20 protein-coding genes are annotated in these 17,174 nt (G+C 60.4%); 12 read left to right on the plus strand and 8 right to left on the minus strand.

Going from position 1 to position 17,174, the window contains the following annotated elements; translation table 11 throughout:
* Window positions 1–31 precede the first annotated feature (31 nt).
* From lspA to PYR65_RS20760, 3 genes are read right to left on the minus strand one after another with little or no spacing between them, the layout of a single operon-like run.
* Window positions 32–520: a signal peptidase II gene (lspA, locus tag PYR65_RS20750; RefSeq protein WP_407951258.1), complete on the minus strand. Its 489-nt coding sequence runs from the start codon at window positions 518–520 to the stop codon at window positions 32–34.
* A complete protein-coding gene (locus PYR65_RS20755) occupies window positions 520–1,374 on the minus strand; it encodes a TrmH family RNA methyltransferase (protein WP_060638104.1) in 855 nt (284 codons plus the stop codon). The genes lspA and PYR65_RS20755 overlap by 1 nt, the downstream gene beginning before the upstream one ends.
* Window positions 1,371–2,348, minus strand: coding sequence for a class I SAM-dependent rRNA methyltransferase (locus PYR65_RS20760; RefSeq protein ID WP_276121122.1), 978 nt, complete (start codon window positions 2,346–2,348; stop codon window positions 1,371–1,373). Before PYR65_RS20760 ends, PYR65_RS20755 begins: the two co-directional genes overlap by 4 nt.
* 290 nt (window positions 2,349–2,638) lie before the next feature.
* Between PYR65_RS20760 and PYR65_RS20765 the strand changes: the two genes are divergently transcribed.
* On the plus strand, window positions 2,639–3,097 hold the full coding sequence (locus tag PYR65_RS20765) for a CoxG family protein (protein ID WP_276119342.1): 459 nt from the start codon (window positions 2,639–2,641) through the stop codon (window positions 3,095–3,097).
* A gap of 38 nt (window positions 3,098–3,135) precedes the next feature.
* On the opposite strand, the gene PYR65_RS20770 is transcribed toward PYR65_RS20765, so the two are convergent.
* The 3 genes from PYR65_RS20770 to sppA form a co-directional block, all read right to left on the minus strand.
* Window positions 3,136–3,480: a DUF1049 domain-containing protein gene (locus PYR65_RS20770; RefSeq protein WP_060638183.1), complete on the minus strand. Its 345-nt coding sequence runs from the start codon at window positions 3,478–3,480 to the stop codon at window positions 3,136–3,138.
* Between the two features lie 53 nt (window positions 3,481–3,533).
* Window positions 3,534–3,836, minus strand: coding sequence for an integration host factor subunit beta (locus PYR65_RS20775; protein WP_037104485.1), 303 nt, complete (start codon window positions 3,834–3,836; stop codon window positions 3,534–3,536).
* A 135-nt stretch (window positions 3,837–3,971) separates the two neighbouring features.
* Window positions 3,972–4,931 (minus strand): signal peptide peptidase SppA, encoded by a 960-nt coding sequence (gene sppA, locus PYR65_RS20780; RefSeq protein WP_276119343.1) that lies wholly within the window; start codon window positions 4,929–4,931, stop codon window positions 3,972–3,974.
* Window positions 4,932–5,178: 247 nt separating this feature from the next.
* Here sppA and lptC point away from each other — a divergent pair, with 247 nt between their 5' ends.
* From lptC to PYR65_RS20820, 8 genes are all read left to right on the plus strand, one after another.
* Window positions 5,179–5,847 carry an LPS export ABC transporter periplasmic protein LptC gene (lptC, locus tag PYR65_RS20785; protein ID WP_060638100.1) on the plus strand — a complete coding sequence of 223 codons (669 nt, stop codon included), beginning with the start codon at window positions 5,179–5,181 and terminating at the stop codon, window positions 5,845–5,847.
* 15 nt (window positions 5,848–5,862) lie between these two features.
* Window positions 5,863–6,423, plus strand: a complete 561-nt coding sequence (locus PYR65_RS20790) for an LptA/OstA family protein (RefSeq protein WP_276119344.1) — start codon at window positions 5,863–5,865, stop codon at window positions 6,421–6,423.
* Window positions 6,424–6,436: 13 nt separating this feature from the next.
* Window positions 6,437–7,246 (plus strand): LPS export ABC transporter ATP-binding protein, encoded by an 810-nt coding sequence (lptB, locus tag PYR65_RS20795; RefSeq protein WP_060638098.1) that lies wholly within the window; start codon window positions 6,437–6,439, stop codon window positions 7,244–7,246.
* A 441-nt stretch (window positions 7,247–7,687) separates the two neighbouring features.
* Entirely contained in the window at window positions 7,688–9,214 is a 1,527-nt protein-coding gene (rpoN, locus tag PYR65_RS20800) for an RNA polymerase factor sigma-54 (RefSeq protein ID WP_456238696.1), read from the plus strand.
* Window positions 9,215–9,509: 295 nt separating this feature from the next.
* Window positions 9,510–10,085: a ribosome hibernation-promoting factor, HPF/YfiA family gene (hpf, locus tag PYR65_RS20805; RefSeq protein ID WP_060500852.1), complete on the plus strand. Its 576-nt coding sequence runs from the start codon at window positions 9,510–9,512 to the stop codon at window positions 10,083–10,085.
* Between the two features lie 176 nt (window positions 10,086–10,261).
* Window positions 10,262–10,726, plus strand: a complete 465-nt coding sequence (ptsN, locus tag PYR65_RS20810) for a PTS IIA-like nitrogen regulatory protein PtsN (protein WP_060638096.1) — start codon at window positions 10,262–10,264, stop codon at window positions 10,724–10,726.
* 173 nt (window positions 10,727–10,899) lie between these two features.
* Window positions 10,900–11,667 (plus strand): SDR family NAD(P)-dependent oxidoreductase, encoded by a 768-nt coding sequence (locus tag PYR65_RS20815; RefSeq protein ID WP_060638095.1) that lies wholly within the window; start codon window positions 10,900–10,902, stop codon window positions 11,665–11,667.
* Window positions 11,668–11,690: 23 nt separating this feature from the next.
* Window positions 11,691–12,926, plus strand: a complete 1,236-nt coding sequence (locus tag PYR65_RS20820; RefSeq protein ID WP_276119346.1) for a D-arabinono-1,4-lactone oxidase — start codon at window positions 11,691–11,693, stop codon at window positions 12,924–12,926.
* A 128-nt stretch (window positions 12,927–13,054) separates the two neighbouring features.
* On the opposite strand, the gene grpE is transcribed toward PYR65_RS20820, so the two are convergent.
* Together grpE and hrcA are read right to left on the minus strand one after the other, a co-directional pair.
* On the minus strand, window positions 13,055–13,669 hold the full coding sequence (grpE, locus tag PYR65_RS20825) for a nucleotide exchange factor GrpE (protein WP_060638093.1): 615 nt from the start codon (window positions 13,667–13,669) through the stop codon (window positions 13,055–13,057).
* 115 nt (window positions 13,670–13,784) lie between these two features.
* Window positions 13,785–14,843: a heat-inducible transcriptional repressor HrcA gene (hrcA, locus tag PYR65_RS20830; RefSeq protein ID WP_407951259.1), complete on the minus strand. Its 1,059-nt coding sequence runs from the start codon at window positions 14,841–14,843 to the stop codon at window positions 13,785–13,787.
* A gap of 210 nt (window positions 14,844–15,053) precedes the next feature.
* On the opposite strand from hrcA, the gene rph reads away from it, so the two are divergent.
* The 3 genes from rph (at window position 15,054) to rdgB (ending at window position 17,018) form a co-directional block, all read left to right on the plus strand.
* Entirely contained in the window at window positions 15,054–15,773 is a 720-nt protein-coding gene (gene rph / locus PYR65_RS20835) for a ribonuclease PH (RefSeq protein ID WP_060638181.1), read from the plus strand.
* Between the two features lie 140 nt (window positions 15,774–15,913).
* Window positions 15,914–16,333, plus strand: coding sequence for a VOC family protein (locus PYR65_RS20840; protein WP_276119347.1), 420 nt, complete (start codon window positions 15,914–15,916; stop codon window positions 16,331–16,333).
* 40 nt (window positions 16,334–16,373) lie between these two features.
* Window positions 16,374–17,018: an RdgB/HAM1 family non-canonical purine NTP pyrophosphatase gene (gene rdgB, locus PYR65_RS20845; RefSeq protein ID WP_060638091.1), complete on the plus strand. Its 645-nt coding sequence runs from the start codon at window positions 16,374–16,376 to the stop codon at window positions 17,016–17,018.
* Window positions 17,019–17,174: the final 156 nt, after the last annotated feature.

Raw genomic sequence — 17,174 nt, forward strand, 5'->3', positions numbered from 1 at the left:
TTTTGATAGGCTTCAGCCGGTCTCTAAGATTTTAGCGATCCTGCTTTTTCATATGCAGGATTTCATCCAAAATGATCGCGCCGGCCCCGATCGTGATGAAGCTGTCGGCGAGATTGAAGACGGCAAAGGACCATGTCGGCAGGTGAAACAGCACGTAGTCGATGACATAGCCAAACACCAGCCCGTCGATCACATTGCCGATGGCGCCGGCGATGATCAGCGCATAGCCGAGATGCGTCAGGAAACGATCCGCCGGTGTCTTGCGCCACAGCCAGATGACAAAAGCCACGACGACGATGCGCAGGCCGATGATCGCCCATCGTTCCACGCCTGAAAAAAGCGAGAACGCGACGCCGTAATTATAGACACGGTGCAGCGCCAGGAACGGCAGAACCGGAACGCTTTCGCCATAGGGCAACCAGAGCTCGACGGCCGCCTTGATCGCCTGATCAAGCAGGACGGCGACAACGATCAGGATTGCGACCGGAACCGGGCGCGAGAAAAGAGCGGATTTTTGCATCAGGTTCTATCGTCCAGCGTCAGCAGATGGCGGCGTGCCTCAAACAGCATGATGCCGGTGGCGATCGCCAGGTTGAGGGAATCGGCCCGGCCCTGCTGTGGAATGCGGGCAAGTGCCGTGGCTTCGCGGGCAAGCTCTTCCGGCAGGCCGGCCTGTTCATTGCCCATCAGAAGCACGACCGGCTTCTTGCGGTAGTCGATGGTGCGGTAATCGACGGCACCGGCCAGATGCGTGGCGGCAAGCTGAACGTTTGCCGCCTTCTGCCATTTGACGAATTCGGCGACGGTGGCGCGCATCAGCGGCATGGCGAAGACCGAGCCCATGGTGGCGCGTACGGTTTCCAGCGAAAACGGATCCGTGGTCTCGCCCACAAGGATGACGCCGGACGCGCCTGCGGCATCGGCCGTGCGGATGATGGTTCCGAGATTGCCGGGATCGCGGACACGGTCGAGCGCCACATAGGTTTCGCCGAGGATCGGTTTGACGTCACGCAGATTGGCGTAACGCTGCTCGAAGACGCCGACGACCATCTGCGGATTGTCGCGGCGGGTGATCGCGGATAGCACCTTCTCGCTGACCTCAAGCACGAGCCCGCCGGTTGCGACCGTCTTCAGCGCCACCTGTTCGACCTGCGTCTTGCCCTTGGCCGCTTTTGCATAGACCAGCGTCTTGATGGTCCAGCCGAGATCCAGCGCATCGATGACCAGTTTCAGGCCCTCGGCGATGAATGAGCGGGTTTCATCGCGCTCCTTCTTGTTGGCCAGCGCCTTGATATCCTTGATGATCGGATTGGCAAGGCTGGTGACTTCCTTCACCTGGCCGACGCGGCGGGGTCCCTGATTATAGTCGTTCATTTCGGCACCCAGCGGCTAAAGAGAGAGGTGGACAGCGCGCGGCCCGGCTCGTTGCCGTCAAGGCCGCCTTCGCGCAGGATCAGCTCGCCGGATTCCACCGCACCGCCACGCCCGCGCATTGTCTCACGCATCAGCTCGTGGATGGAATAGAAGCTGGCGCGGATCGAATAGGCCGTCAGCACCAGACCCTTGGCATCCGGCGACAGGATTTCGCGGCAAATGTCCAGCATCAACGCGAGGTGATCGAAGAGCTGCCAAACCTCGCCATTGGGTCCGCGGCCAAATTTCGGCGGGTCGGTGAGGATGATGTCGTAGCGGCTGCCACGGCGCTCCTCGCGCTGGATGAATTTCATCGCATCCTCGCAGATCCAGCGGATTGGCAAATGGTCGGCCCGGCCCAGCGCCTGGTTTTCGCGCGCCCAGCCGATCGCCTTCTTGGAGGCATCGACATGGGTGACTTCGGCACCGGCCTTTGCAGCGATCAGCGAGGCGACACCGGTATAGCCGAACAGGTTCAGCACCTTCAGCGGACGGCCCGCTTTCTCGGTCTGCTCCTTCATCCAGCTCCAGTGCGCCAGCTGTTCGGGGAAGACGCCGACATGGCGAAAGGCGGTGAAGCGGCCGTAGAATTCGGCATCGAGGATCTGCATCGGCCATGTCTCGCCAAGCGCCTGGCGCGGAAAGCGCCAGCGCCCCATGCCGTCCTCATCGGTATCGCCGGTAAAGATCGAATCGGCATTGTCCCAGACATGCGCGGGCAGCGTCCTTGGCCAGAGCGCCTGCGCTTCGGGGCGCACGATCCGGTAAGGCCCATATTGCTCCAGCTTCAGGCCGTCGCCGCTATCAATCAGGTGATAATCGCGCGCGCCCTTGGTTTCCAGGATGATCGGAATGCGCTCGTCCGGCTTGGCGCCGGTGCGGACCCTCACCTCGGCTCGGGGCGCGGGCTCGGATACCGCCGGCTTTGACGGCACCTTTTCCGGCGCAGCCTTGGACGCCGGGCGGGCATCAGCGGGCCTTGGTGTCTGCTGATATTTCGGTTGCTGCGTCCGGCTCACCGGCGCCTGCACGGCGCGGCCCTGCACGCCGCGCGACGACGTTGCCGGTGCGGCTTTGCCTTTTGGCCGTCTATCTTTATCTTTCACGCCGTTTCGTCCGTCAGCTGTCATGGTTCAAAGGCTGCAAATAGCACCGCTCTTTCTGTTGGCAAAGCTGTTTCCTATCTGAGATACAATCGTGACACGGCCGCAGGGAGACAATGCCAATGGAAATGAAGGGGGAAGAACGCATCGCCGCACCCCGCGACCTCGTCTGGGCAGCGCTCAACGATCCCGACGTGCTCAAAGGATGCATCCCCGGCTGCACGGCCATCGAACGCCACTCGGCAACGGATTTCACGGCCACGCTCAAGGTGCGGATCGGGCCGATCCCGATGACCTTTTCCGGTTCTATGACGCTCTCGAATGTGGATGCGCCGCATAGCTACACCCTGAGTGGGGAAAGTACCGGCGGCATTGCCGGGCTGGCGAAAGGCCGCGCGGATGTGACGCTTACGCCCGACGGCGAAGACACAATCCTTGCCTACGAGGCCAGTGCGGAAATCGGCGGCAAGCTCGCAAAACTCGGATCGCGCCTTGTCGGCTCGAGCGCCAGCAAGCATGCGGCAAAGTTCTTTGCGGATTTTGGCGATGCGGCGCGCGCCAAGGCGATGCGGGACGCCTGACCGGCAATCCCGCTCAAACCTTACTTGCCCTGTTGGACTTACTTGGACGAGGCCGGAAGCAGCGTCTGCGAGGCGATGGTTTCGGCGCGGGTGCGGTGCTTTTCGGCCTCCGCATGCCATTTGACGGCTTCATGCGCCTCGTTGCGCGCCCGCTTGCGATATTTCCCCTGCGTGAACCATGTGGTCAGCGAACCGACGATCATGCCGAAGATGACGGCGAGAAACAGGAAGACGAAGAAGGGAGCGGAGGCTGACAGCACGCTGTCGGTGGGGTTGAACGGATTGAGCGCCAGCGTCACCGTCTGCCGGTTGGCGACCGACAGCACGATCAGAATGATGGCGACCGGAACCAGCACCACGATATTCAACAGCTTCTTCATCATCATTGCCTGTCTCCGTCAAGCAGTCTGCCCGGCGTTTTCACCGGGCGGACGTCTCACTCATCATCTTCGTCGTCGGCGCCAGGATTAAGGCGCTCGCGCAATTCCTTGCCGGTTTTGAAGAAAGGGACCCATTTTTCCTCGACGAACACGCTGTCGCCGGTGCGCGGGTTGCGGCCGGACCGCGACGGCCGGTTTTTCACCGAAAACGCGCCGAAACCGCGCAATTCGACCCGATTTCCTCCCGCCAGCGCATCTGTGATCTCATCGAGAACCGCATTGACGATATTTTCGACGTCACGGTGATAGAGATGCGGGTTGCGTGCCGCAACAATCTGCACCAGTTCTGACTTGATCACTGTCGCCCCCTGTTGTGAATTTGCATGTGATCTTAAAGCGTTAAGCCCATAAGACGGCCTTGTCCACCTCTTGTGCAAAGGTGCATGCCGTTTTCAATCCTCCAAAAACGGCATACAAAAGGCCATCGCGTCTTTTCAGTCGCCGCCAACCTGCCAAACGGAAACAAGACCGTCAAGAAACAACTTCTCGCGACCCAATTTTTCGAGCGCGCCGAAAGACGGAAAAGCGTCATATCCCAATGATTTGGCCACGGCGGCGGCCGCCGATCCGAGCCCGAACGGCAGGGACGAACTGGGGGCTTTCCAGTTGATGACGTCGAGTTCCTTGCCAACCTTGCGGCTGTCGAGGAAGGCGCGGATCTCGTCATCGCCGCCGAGTTCGTCAATCAGCTTGAGTTTCAGCGCCTGGCGGCCGGTAAAGATGCGCCCATCGGCAAGCTTGAGTGCCTCTTCACGCGGCATCTGGCGGCGATCGGCGACGAGATCGACGAACCAGTTGAAGCTGTCGTCGATCATGGCCTGGATCACGGCCTTGGCATCGTCGCTGGGCGGATGGAACGGCGACGGCTCGGCCTTCAGCGGCGCGGATTTGATTTCCTCCAGCGAGACGCCGATCTTGTCCATCAGGTTCTTGAACTGCGGATATTGGAAGATCACCCCGATGGAGCCGGTGATCGAGCTGTCGCCCGCCACGATGCGGTCGCCGGCAAGGGCAATCATATAGCCGGCGGAGGCCGCTAATGTGCGAACATCGGAGACGACCGGCTTCTTTGCCGCGACCTTGCGGATGGCCTTGAACAGCACTTCGCCGCCATATGTGGTGCCACCCGGCGAGGAGATGGTAACGACCAGCGCCTTGACCGCATCGGTTTCGGCGATGGTGTTCAGCCGGTCCAGCAGTTCGCGATCATCCTGGATGATGCCGGAAATATCGACGCGGGCAATATGCGGCTGGCTGAGGCCACCCTTCCCGCCCGCTCCGGAATAAAAATAAGCGGCAATGCCTGCGCAAAGCACGAGGGCGATGGACACAAGCCGCCAGAAACCGAGCTTCCGCCGCAGCTGGCGCCGGTCGGCGATGGCAAGCTGATCCATGATCTTTTCTCCTGTTGACGCGCGCCAGGGCACATCGCCCCGGCTGCAAAAGTGGTGTCGCGGCCTACGCAAACGCACAGTTCAATAACCGCAGCGCACGCCCGTTGTAACCCGGCCAGAACAAAATTCGCGCCTTACATTGTGGTGGAACAAAAAAATCTCCATATTCAGGCTCACTCACATCGCTCGACAGACGGGGCCTGCGCGCCATTGCGCCGCGATGCATTTGAATAACGGGTTTTATTTCATGCTGAATGACGTGCAATTTTCTGGCGCCTTGCCGCATTCAGGGCCGGTTCTGACCGACGCTTACACGGTTGCTTCACGCCATTCGCGGCGTGTCAGGCGGCTGAAGATCATGCTGCCGCTGATCGCGGTGCTGATCGGCGCCATTTTCGTCGCTGTTTCCGTGGTCAGGGCCTTTTTGCCGGAAAGCCTGCAGATCGAGAATGCCACGATCGAAAACGGCAAGATCGTCATGCAGAACCCGGCGATTTCCGGGCGCAACAAGCAGGACATCAGCTATTCGATGAAAGCCAAGCGGGCGCTGCAGGATATTGCCAATCCCGACATCATCACCCTTGAAACGATCCATGCGGAAATGCCCGTCAATGACACGCTGATCGCCACCGTCGAGGCAAACAGCGGCATCTACGATCGCGGCCACAATACGCTGGATATGAACGCTCCCTTCAGCATTACCATGAACAATGGGCTCGTCGCCGATTTCGAGGCGGCCTATCTCGATATCAATGCCGGCGAGATGGAAACGAAGAAGCCTATTGCAATCAGCATGAAGGGCGGTTCCATTGTTGCACAGACGCTGAGAATGACGGATAAGGGACGCATTGTAACATTTGAAGGCATGGTGAAGGTCGTCGCCGATCCCGCAACCATCCGTAAAACCGCAAACTAGAAAACCGGGGCACATATGTCGGCCATTTCAGCCTTTTCCTTTCGGCTTGCCGGAACAGTCATTCTTGTAAGCCTTTTTGCCAGCGCCTCCCTGTCTCCGGCCGCCGCCCAGGCGACGACCAGCAAGATGAAAGGCATGCAGCTTTCCAACGACGAACCGATCCAGATCGAAAGCGACAAGCTGGAAATCAAGGACGCCGAAAGCAAGGCCATGTTTACCGGCAATGTGAAGGTCGTTCAGGGAACGACGACGCTGCAGGCCGGCAAGATGGTGGTTTTCTACAAGAAAGGTGGCGGTTCGATTTCCGGCGGCAATGCCGAGATCGATCGCATCGAGGTCGATCAGAAGGTCTTCCTGCAATCGGGAACCCAGCAGGCGACAGCCGATACCGGCGAGTTCAACATGACGGCTCAGACGCTGGTGCTGAAGGGCAAGCAGGTTGTCCTGTCGGAAGGCAAGAACGTCTTCAGCGGCTGCCAGCTGAACGTTCAGATGGATACCGGCGAGGCACAGCTGGAGGCCTGTGGCGGCCGCGTCCAGATTCAGCTCGACCCGAAGTCCCAGAAAACGAATTGATGCAGACGCCGAAGTGAACATTCCCTTTCTTCAAAAACGCAAACGGGGCGTCAAGCCTGAAGCCGCCGCGCCTGCCCGCGCAGTCGACAAGGCGCGCTATGAGGGCACGCTGATCGCGCGCGGCTTGACGAAGGCCTATCGCGGACGCCGCGTGGTAGACGGCGTGTCGCTCGTGGTGCGCCGCGGCGAGGCCGTCGGCCTGCTCGGGCCCAATGGTGCCGGCAAGACCACCTGTTTTTACATGATCACCGGGCTTGTGCCGGTCGATGAAGGCACGATCGAGATCAACGGCAACGATGTCACCTCGATGCCGATGTACCGCCGCGCCCGCCTTGGGGTCGGCTACCTGCCACAGGAAGCCTCGATCTTTCGCGGCCTGACGGTGGAAGAAAACATTCGCGCCGTGCTTGAGGTTCACGACAAGAACAGCGAGCGGCGCGAGAGCAAGCTTAACGAATTGCTCGGCGAATTCAACATTTCCCATTTGCGCAAATCGCCGGCCGTTGCGCTGTCCGGCGGTGAACGGCGGCGCCTCGAAATCGCCCGTGCACTGGCAACCGACCCGACGTTCATGCTGCTGGACGAGCCTTTTGCCGGTGTCGATCCGATCTCGGTTGCCGATATCCAGGCGCTGGTGAGGCATCTGACCTCACGCGGGATCGGCGTCCTGATCACCGACCATAATGTGCGCGAAACGCTGGGTCTGATCGACCGCGCCTATATTATCCATGCCGGCGAAGTGCTGACGCATGGGCGGGCCAACGATATCGTCACCAACCCGGACGTCCGCCGTCTTTATCTCGGCGACAATTTCAGCCTCTAAAGCCGCGATCCGGCCACATGATGAATGAAACCGGCGGCAGCAGGTAAGAATCTGCCGCTTCTGGAACAGGTTTCTCTTGACCACCACCCGGAATTGCGCAAATTTTGCCTGCCCGGAAATGCTGCAATGCGGTATTGTTTTTGAGGCCGAAAAACGACCGTCGACAGTCCGCGATCGAGAGCCGTCGATCCGGGCGGGATGTGTGCAATTCGCTCATATTAGACGATGATTGCACATAAAATGCGCGGCACGGGCCTTCTTCACCTTATTTCCGGTTGCCGCTTGACCAAACCCCATTAATACGCAATTTTTGGGCCAGTTGACGAACTGGCATTTTCACCCCCTCGAAACATGTGAGCCAGCTCCGATCATCAAGGGGAGTTTTGCGTCAGAATGGCACTTTCAGCCAGCCTCTTCCTGCGTCAAAGCCAGACTCTGGCCATGACGCCGCAACTGATGCAGTCGATCCAGCTGCTGCAGATGACGCATTTTGAATTGAACCAGTTCATCGAGCTGGAAGTCGAGAAGAACCCCCTGCTTGAATTCGCCGCCAATGACGATGCGCCGGCGGGAATCGACCGGCATGGCAAGGACGATCTGCATATCACCCAGGATGATCGCAGCGATCGGGACAATGCCGACGGCGCAACATTCGATCCGCTGGGCGACGTCTATGACAGCGCGACCTCTGCGACCGGCGAACGGATGAGCGAACAGCTCGATGCCAATTTCGAGAATGTCTTTCCAGACGACACCGCGCCGCAGCGCGCCGACGCGCCGGAATTGCTCAGCCAGTGGAAGTCCATGCCCGGCGGCGGCGAAGGCGAGAGCAGCGAGGGGTATGACCTCGACGATTTCGTCGCCAACCGCGTGACGCTGCGCGATTTTCTCAACGAGCAGGTTCCCTTCAGCGTCCACGGCGCCGCCGACCTTCTGATCGCCCAGCACCTGATCGACCAGCTCGACGAAGCCGGCTACCTGCATGCCGACATCGCGGAGATGGCGGAACGTCTGGGATGCGCGACGGTGGAGGTGGCGCGGGTTCTCGACAGCCTGCAGCAGTTCGATCCGCCGGGCGTTTTTGCCCGCACGCTCAGCGAATGCCTGGCGATCCAGCTCAAGGCGCGCAACCGGCTGGATCCCGCCATGGCCGCCCTGCTCGACAATCTCGAACTGCTGGCGCGGCGCGACTTCACCAGCCTGAAGCGGATCTGCGGCGTGGACGAGGAAGACCTGCTCGACATGCTCGCCGAAATCCGCAAGCTCGACCCCAAGCCCGGTACCGGCTTCGAGGCAAGCCCTTCGGAAGCGATCATGCCAGATATCGTCGTTCGCCCGGCGCAGGACGGCAGTTGGGCCGTGGAGCTCAATCCCGATACGCTGCCGCGCGTTCTCGTCAACCAGACCTATTACGCGACGGTCTCGCGGCATGCCCCGAAGAACAGCGCCGACCAAGCCTTCCTGACCGAATGCCTGCAGACCGCCAACTGGCTGACCCGCAGCCTTGACCAGCGCGCCAAGACGATCATGAAGGTTGCGACGGAGATCGTGCGCCAGCAGGACGCTTTTCTGATCAACGGCGTCGATCATCTGCGGCCGCTCAACCTGAAAACCGTGGCCGATGCCATCAAGATGCATGAATCGACCGTCAGCCGCGTCACCTCCAACAAATACATGCTGACGCCGCGTGGACTGTTCGAGCTGAAATATTTCTTCACCGTCTCGATCGGATCGGCAGAGGGCGGCGACAGCCACTCGGCCGAATCCGTGCGTCACCGCATCCGCAACATGATCGTGCTCGAAAGCCCGGACGCCGTTCTTTCGGATGACGATATCGTCGATCTCTTGAAGAAGGGCGGCGTCGATATCGCCCGCAGGACTGTGGCGAAATACCGCGAAGCGATGAACATCGCCTCCTCCGTTCAGCGCCGCAGAGAGAAAAAGGCGATCGCCAAGGTGTCTGCCTGATCCTTTGGAGTGCTTGACCGAAACCACGCCAGATGCCCATAATTATCCCCGATATCCCGGCAATCCGCAGGCTTTCGGCCCCGGATTCTTGTTTTCTTAACTGTTTTATTGACTCCAGCAACAACCGGTAGTATGAGGCGGCCGCAATGGGCATGGGACATAGAGCCTGCTCACGCATATCCCTTTAAATTCTGGGCTTTCTGGCGCAAAATTGTTTTGCGTGCGTGAAGTGCTTGGATGACGGATGCGGTTGGAATAGACTGGCTACGCAAATCACGAAAAGAGAGGAAACTCCATGAGTGTGCGTGTATCCGGTAAACATATGGAAATCGGCGAAACGTTTCGTCTGCGGATCGAAGATCAGATAGAACAAGCCGTAACCAAATATTTTGACGGAGGATATTCAAGCCAAGTCACTGTGGAAAAGTCTGGATCCCGCTTCAGCGCCGATTGCAAGATTCACCTCGATTCTGGTGCTGCCTTGCAGGCGAGCGGCGAAGCGAACGACCCGCAAGCTGCGTTTGACGCAGCGTCTGAGCGGATTGCCAAGCGCATCCGCCGTTACAAGCGGAAGCTCAAGGACCACCACAATGGCAATGGCCATGCTGGATTTGCTGAAGTAGCCTACACCGTTATGGATTCAGTGCCCGATGAAGACGACGAGCTTCCGGATAATTATGCACCGACGATCGTGGCGGAGAGTTCAAAACAACTGAAGACGATGTCTGTTGCAAATGCCGTTATGGCGCTCGACATGACTGACGATCCCGTTCTGATGTTCCGTAGTCCTGGCAATGAACAGTTGAATATCGTCTATCGACGCAATGATGGAAACATTGGCTGGATCGACGCAGCCAATATAAAGAGCTAAGTGGATGACGTCCCGGGCCGGTTCGCCGGCTCGGGGCAGTCTGCTTTTTTCTGGTGGTTTACATAGGGAAGACCGTTGACGGTCCGCCGGTAAAGCGCCGAGAGAAAGATGGATGGAGCCGCCGTCCGGCATTTTGCCGGGCGATGCGGTTTCTACCTGCGAACGAGGACAAAAGAATGGCATTGGCAGGCTTGCTGCAGCAGAATGCGATACTTCCGGCCATGAAGGCCAATTCCAAGAAGCAGTTGCTTCAGGAATTGGCGGCAAAAGCATCCAAGATCACTGATCTACCCGAACGGGAAATATTCGACGTCATTCTTCAGCGCGAACGACTGGGCTCGACCGGTGTCGGCAACGGCATTGCCATCCCGCATGGCAAGCTCGCCCATCTTTCGTCGATCGTCGGGATTTTTGCCCGGCTGGAATCGCCCGTCGATTTCGAAGCGCTGGATGACCAGCCGGTCGATCTGGTGTTTCTGCTGCTTGCCCCGGAAGGTGCGGGCGCCGATCACCTGAAGGCCCTGTCGCGGATTGCCCGCGTGCTGCGCGATCCGGAAATGGTCGCCCGCCTGCGCGCAACGGATTCCGCCTCTGCCATCTACGCCTTCCTCAGTGACGACCAGGCCTCCAACGCCGCCTGACCGATACAACCGGAATGATTTCGTGAAACGCGGCCGCAGGGTCGCGTTTTTTTGCGTTTTCATCACGCGATCAGGCCGGCATCCACAAATTACCCGACTGGGCTCGAAGAGATATCGACACGGCTTCATGGCTCGACAATACTCCCGTTCAATCAACATGGAGGAGGACGGGCATGGCAGGACGTTTGGCAGGAAAGACCGCGTTGATCAGCGGCGGTGCGGGCGGATGCGGCCTTGCCGCCTCTGAGCTTTTTGCCCGTGAAGGTGCCCGCGTCGGCATTGTCGATCTGCCGCGCAGCAAGGGGGAGGAGGTTGCCGCCCAGATCCGCGCCGAGGGTGGAGAGGCCTTCTTCGCACCGGCTGATGTCTCGGTGTCCTCAGAGGTCAAGGCGGCGGTCAAGGCGGTCGAAGACACGTTTGGCGCAATCACGGTGCTCTTCAACCATGCCGGCATTCTGGCTGTCGGGCCATTTCTGGAAACCGGGGAGGACGAGTGGGACCGGCTGATGGCCGTCAATGTGCGCTCGATGTTTCTGATGACCAAGGCCGTGCTGCCGGGCATGCTGGCCGCCGGAGGCGGCAGCATTGTCTCGACCTCCTCGATCTCCGCCGTGGCAGCGACGCCGATGGAGGTGCTCTACGATACGACCAAGGGCGCCTGCCATATGTTTGCGCGCGCCATTGCGGTCGAGTTCCGCGACCGCGGCATCCGCTCCAATGCCGTTTGCCCCGGCTTTATCGCCACCGACCACGGCAAGCGCGAACTGGTTGGCCTGGCCAAATATGGCGTCGATGTTTCCGATGCGGCCATAGCCGCGCAGCAGGGCCGCCTGTGCGACCCGATGGAGGTGGCGCAGGCGGCCCTTTTCCTGGCGAGCGACGAATCCAGCTTCGTCAACGGCACGCATCTGTTCGTCGACAATTGCTTCACCGCGATGTGAAGACCAAAGGGGAGAACGGGACCATGATGGAATCAGGCGGCCACTGGCGCAACTGGGTGGGAAATCAATCGTGCATCGTCCGGCACCGGGGCGCGCCCGATAGCGAGGCGGCGCTGGCTCAGATGGTGCGCGAGGCAACGTCGAACGGGCTGAACGTACGCTGCGCCGGCTCCGGGCATTCGTTCACTCCGGTGGCGCTGACCAGCGGGCTGCATCTGACGCTGTCTGGCCTGCAGGGCATCAGCCATATCGACACGGCTCGCAAGCGCGTCTCCGTCCATGCCGGCACGACGATCAACACGCTCGGCAAGGCCTTGAAGCGCAGCGGTCTGTCGATGATCAACCAGGGCGATATCGACAGCCAGGCGCTGGCGGGCGCACTCACCACCGGAACGCACGGCACCGGGCTTACGCTTGGCAACATGGCCTCGCAGATCGTCGGGATGCGGCTGGTGCAGCCGGATGGCAGCATTCTCGCCATCGACGACAGCGAACCGGACATGCTGAACGCCGCCCGCGTTTCCATCGGCATGCTCGGTGTCATCTCCGAAATCACCCTGCAGGTGATGGACAGCTATAATCTGCATGAAAAACTGTGGCGCTGCACCTTCGACGAATGCATGGAGCAACACGACGAACTGGCTGCCAACCACCGGCATTTTGGCTTCTTCTGGTGCCCGGTGCCGGAAAGCCGCCATTGCTACTGCCTGCCGGATACATCCTCCGTCTCGACCACGGCGAGCCTGTCCGATGTCTGCGAAATGAAGACGATCGACATCACCGATGCGCCGCCGATGGAAAGCGCGTTCGAGAAGATCGCCTATTCCTCGGAAATCTACCCGATCGAATATGTGCCGAATTTCCACGAGCTGGAATATGCCGTGCCGGTTCAATACGGCAAGCAGGCCTGCACCGAAGTGCGCAAGCTGATGCTGGAGAAACACCCGACCTGCATCTATCCCATCGAATACCGCTTCACCGCCGGCGACGGCGGCTGGATCAGCCCGTTCTTCGAGCAGGATTCGATCACGCTCTCGGTCTCCGGCCAGCCGGGCACCGACTATTGGAACTACCTGAAGGATGTCGATGATATCCTGCGCCAATTCGGCTCCCGCCCGCATTGGGGCAAGCTGCATTTCCTAGGCAACGGGGACGTGGACGCGCTCTATCCGCGCGCCGGGGATTTCAAGGCGCTGCGCAACAGGCTCGATCCGGAAGGGCGGTTCCTGAACGATCATCTGAAGCAGTTGTTTGGGTAACCCACCTCCCCCTTGAGGGGGGAGGTCGCCGCGAAGCGGCGGGTGGGGGTGACCGTCAGGGACGCGTGAAGCGTCACCCCACCCCGGCACTCACGTGCCGACCCTCCCCCTCAAGGGGAGGGTAAAGATCAAACCGCCGGTGTTTCTTCCGCCGCAACGATCTTCGGGCCGCCCTTGGCGACGCCGACCATGGCGGGGCGCAGGACGCGTTCGCCGATGGTGTAGCCGGCCTGAACGACCTGGACGACGGTGTTGTTGGGCACTTCCGTGTTCGGGACTTCGAACATCGCCTGGTGGAAGTTCGGGTCGAACTTCTGGCCGACGGGCTCCAGCTTCTGGACGCCGTGGCGCTCCAGCGCCGACAGCATGGCCCGTTCGGTCATCTCCACGCCTTCGATCAGCGCGTTGAAGCCGGCATCGCCGGATTCGCGGGCTTCCGTCGGAATGGCATCGAGCGCGCGGCGCAGGTTGTCGGAAACGGCAAGCATATCGCGGGCAAAGCCGGCGACGGAATAGGACTTGGCATCCTTGACGTCGCGGGCGGTGCGGCGGCGCAGATTGTCCATTTCCGCAGCCAGGCGCAGGTAGCGGTCGCGCATATCGGCCGCTTCAGCCTTGGCAAGCTCCAAAGGATCCGGCTCGGAAACGGCAGCATCGACCTGCTCATCGGCAGCTTCCGCATAGGCGGCAGCTGCTTCGTCCGCGTTCGCTTCCGCACCGTGTTTGTTCATATCGTCGGTCATGACGGTCTCCGCACTGTCAACATGTCTAGGATTTGGTCTCGATATCGAGCTTTGAAGCCGAAAAATCAAGGGTACAATCGAAAGCTGCCGGAAAAACCGGCCGATCCAGCGCCGGTTAGCGCGACAAACGCGACATCAATTGCGCAGTATAGTCCACCATCGGCACAATGCGCGAATAATTCAGCCGCGTCGGGCCGATGACCCCGACGGCGCCGACGATCTTGTCGTCGCCGTCCCTGTAGGGCGCGACGATCAGCGACGAGCCCGACAGCGAAAACAGCTTGTTTTCCGACCCGATAAAGATCCGCACCCCCGGCCCGCTCTCGGCCAGATTGAGGATTTCGATCAGGCTGTCCTTCTTTTCCAGATCATCAAACAGCATGCGCAACCGGTCGACATCCTCGGCACCCGCCAGCCCTTCGAGAAGATTGGCGCGGCCGCGCACGATCAGCTGCGTCGGCTTGTCATCCGCCTCGCTGCCCGACCAGATGGCAAGCCCGCGCTCGACCAGATCCTGGCTCAGCGTATCGAGTTCGCGCCGGACGGTTTCCTTGACTTTTTCCAGCTGGCCGCGCACCTCGGGCAGGGTCTGCCCGGCGAGATGGGCGTTCAGAAAATTGGCGGCTTCGGTCAGCTGCGAGCTGGTGACGCCGGCCGGAAGCTCGATGATGCGGTTTTCGACCTGGTCATGCTCGCCGACAAGCACCGCCAGCGCCTTGGTGGGCGCCAGCCGCACGAACTCGACATGCCGCAGCACCGGATCATTCTTGGCGGTGATCACCAGCCCTGCCCCGCGCGACATGCCCGACAGCATCTGGCTGGCATCGTTCAGCAAGGTCTCGACCGGCTGGTCGCGATCGGCGCGGCGCACATGCCGGTCGATCGAGGCGCGATCCTCGGCGGAGAGATCGCCGACCTGCATGAAGGCATCGACGAAAAAGCGCAGACCGTTCTGCGTCGGCAGGCGGCCGGCGCTGATATGCGGCGAATAGATGAGGCCGAGCTCTTCGAGGTCGCTCATGACGTTGCGGACGGAGGCCGGCGACAGCGACATTGGCAGGATGCGCGACAGGCTGCGCGACCCCAGCGGCTCACCGCTTTCCAGATAGCTTTCCACGATGCGACGGAAAATTTCGCCCGACCGCTCGTCGAGCGCCGAAAGCCTTTCCCGCATTGCAGATTTATCCAGGACCATTCGAACGCGGGAACCCATGTTGTTGAAGACAATTGAAATATAGTGATCCCAGCCCGGATAGCAAAAGAGAAATTGGCTGGAATGCCCGCCGTACAGCGGCTTTTGGCTCTCCGCCACTCTTTTGGCGCAAATGATTTCCCTTCATCGCAACATAGGTTAGAAGGCTGACAAACATCACAGGAGTTCATGATGCGGCCTTCCGGCAGAAAAACCGACCAGATGCGCAAGGTTTCCTTCGAGCGCAATGTTTCCAAACATGCAGAAGGATCGTGCCTGGTGAAGTTCGGCGACACGCATGTGCTGGTCACGGCGAGCCTGGAGGAAAAGACGCCGCCATGGCTGCGCAACAGCGGCAAGGGTTGGGTCACCGCCGAATACGGCATGCTGCCGCGCGCTACCGGCGAGCGCATGAAGCGCGAGGCGGCATCCGGCAAGCAGAGCGGCCGCACCCAGGAAATCCAGCGCCTGATCGGCCGTTCGCTGCGCGCCGTCGTCGATCTGAAGGAACTCGGCGAACGCCAGATTTCGATCGACTGCGACGTCATCCAGGCGGATGGCGGCACCCGGACCGCTTCCATCACCGGCGCGTGGATTGCGCTGCGCGATTGCCTCGCCTGGATGGAAGCCCGCAACATGATCAAGGTCGAGAAAGTCCTGAAGGACCATATCGCCGCGATCTCCTGCGGCATCTTTGCCAACCAGCCCGTGATCGACCTCGATTATCTGGAGGACTCGGCAGCGGAAACCGACGCCAATTTCGTCATGACCGGCTCGGGCGGCATCGTGGAGATCCAGGGCACGGCCGAAGGCAAGCCGTTCTCGGAGGAAGAATTCGGCACGCTGCTCGGCCTTGCCAAGAACGGCATTTCAGAACTGGTCACCATGCAGAAGCAGGCCATCGGGGGCTGAGGCGTTCATGCGGACAATGCCCCTCATCCGCCCTATCGGGCACGTTCTCCCTGTCCTAACGGGGAGAAGGACCGGACGGCAATCTCTGGCGTCCCCTCTCCCCGCAAGCGCGGAAAGGGCTAGGGTGAGGGGCAATTCGCATGGATAAGCTGACGTTTGAAGGCATTCTGGAAACAGCACTTTATGTGGATGATCTCGATGCGGCGGAGGCGTTTTACGGCTCCGTTCTCGGCCTTGAAAAAATCAGCCGCGCCGGCAACCGGCATATCTTCTTCCGCTGCGGACCCGGCGTCCTTTTGATCTTCAACCCGGCAGAGACGGTCAAGCCGCCGCCGGCAGAGGGACTGCAGGTTCCGCCGCATGGAACGCGAGGCAACGGCCATATGTGCCTGCGGGTGCAGAAGGGCAAGCTTCAGGCCTGGGAAGACAAACTGAAGACCGCTGATATCGCGATCGAAACCGAAGTGCTCTGGCCATCGGGCGCGCGGTCCTTCTATTTCCGCGACCCCGCCGGAAACAGTCTGGAATGCGCCGAGGCCAGCCTTTGGAATATCGACTGACACGAATGGGCAAAAGCCCGCCGGATTGAGAAAGACGCAGATGCGCAAGCTTGAAGACAAGACCCTGATCGTTGCCAGCCACAATGCCGGCAAGATCCGCGAAATCCGCGATCTGATCGGCCCGATGGGCTTTGAAGCCAAGTCGGCGGCCGATCTCAACTTCGTCGAGCCGGACGAGACCGGCACCACCTTCGAGGAAAACGCCACGATCAAGGCGCTGGCCTCGGCGAAAGCCTCCGGCCTGCCTGCCCTTTCGGACGATTCCGGCCTTGTCGTCGATGCGCTGAACGGCGATCCCGGCGTCTACACCGCCAACTGGGCCGAGACCGCCGATGGCACGCGGGATTTTGCCATGGCGATGGAAAAGGTCGAGACCGCCATCCAGGACGCCGGCGCCACTGCCTTTGACCGGCGCACCGGCCGCTTCGTCTCGGTGCTCTGCCTGGCCTGGCCGGATGGCCATGTCGAGCTGTTCCGGGGCGAGGTGGAAGGCCATATCGTCTGGCCGCCGCGTGGCAGCCAGGGATTTGGTTACGACCCGGTCTTCCAACCGCTCGGCTACGACACCACATTCGGCGAAATGAGTGCCGAGGAAAAGCATGGCTGGAAGCCGGGCGATGCCGAGGCGCTGTCGCACCGGGCGCGCGCGTTCAAGCTTTTTGCCGAGACATGCTTGAGTGCTTGAAGGGAACAGGGGGATAGTTCCGAATGCGAGGTGAATTAACCCCCTCTGTCATTTCATGACATCTCCCCCCGCAAGGGGGGAGATCATTCTTTTTCCTAGCTGCCCGAAAGCCTGCGGCTCATCTCCCCCCTTGCGGGGGAGATGCCGGCGTCGCCG

Source organism: Pararhizobium qamdonense, assembly GCF_029277445.1.
In the GTDB taxonomy this organism is placed as follows: Bacteria; Pseudomonadota; Alphaproteobacteria; order Rhizobiales; family Rhizobiaceae; genus Pararhizobium; species Pararhizobium qamdonense.

Bases quoted from the DNA above. Each gene is read 5' to 3' on its own strand.
- lspA (WP_407951258.1), bottom strand. From the start codon at position 520: ATGCAAAAATCCGCTCTTTTCTCGCGCCCGGTTCCGGTCGCAATCCTG.
- PYR65_RS20755 (WP_060638104.1), bottom strand. From the start codon at position 1,374: ATGAACGACTATAATCAGGGACCCCGCCGCGTCGGCCAGGTGAAGGAA.
- PYR65_RS20765 (WP_276119342.1), top strand. From the start codon at position 2,639: ATGGAAATGAAGGGGGAAGAACGCATCGCCGCACCCCGCGACCTCGTC.
- PYR65_RS20770 (WP_060638183.1), bottom strand. From the start codon at position 3,480: ATGATGAAGAAGCTGTTGAATATCGTGGTGCTGGTTCCGGTCGCCATC.
- sppA (WP_276119343.1), bottom strand. From the start codon at position 4,931: ATGGATCAGCTTGCCATCGCCGACCGGCGCCAGCTGCGGCGGAAGCTC.
- lptC (WP_060638100.1), top strand. From the start codon at position 5,179: ATGCTGAATGACGTGCAATTTTCTGGCGCCTTGCCGCATTCAGGGCCG.
- PYR65_RS20790 (WP_276119344.1), top strand. From the start codon at position 5,863: ATGTCGGCCATTTCAGCCTTTTCCTTTCGGCTTGCCGGAACAGTCATT.
- rpoN (WP_456238696.1), top strand. From the start codon at position 7,688: ATGACGCCGCAACTGATGCAGTCGATCCAGCTGCTGCAGATGACGCAT.
- hpf (WP_060500852.1), top strand. From the start codon at position 9,510: ATGAGTGTGCGTGTATCCGGTAAACATATGGAAATCGGCGAAACGTTT.
- ptsN (WP_060638096.1), top strand. From the start codon at position 10,262: ATGGCATTGGCAGGCTTGCTGCAGCAGAATGCGATACTTCCGGCCATG.
- PYR65_RS20815 (WP_060638095.1), top strand. From the start codon at position 10,900: ATGGCAGGACGTTTGGCAGGAAAGACCGCGTTGATCAGCGGCGGTGCG.
- PYR65_RS20820 (WP_276119346.1), top strand. From the start codon at position 11,691: ATGATGGAATCAGGCGGCCACTGGCGCAACTGGGTGGGAAATCAATCG.
- grpE (WP_060638093.1), bottom strand. From the start codon at position 13,669: ATGACCGACGATATGAACAAACACGGTGCGGAAGCGAACGCGGACGAA.
- hrcA (WP_407951259.1), bottom strand. From the start codon at position 14,843: ATGCGGGAAAGGCTTTCGGCGCTCGACGAGCGGTCGGGCGAAATTTTC.
- rph (WP_060638181.1), top strand. From the start codon at position 15,054: ATGCGGCCTTCCGGCAGAAAAACCGACCAGATGCGCAAGGTTTCCTTC.
- PYR65_RS20840 (WP_276119347.1), top strand. From the start codon at position 15,914: ATGGATAAGCTGACGTTTGAAGGCATTCTGGAAACAGCACTTTATGTG.
- rdgB (WP_060638091.1), top strand. From the start codon at position 16,374: ATGCGCAAGCTTGAAGACAAGACCCTGATCGTTGCCAGCCACAATGCC.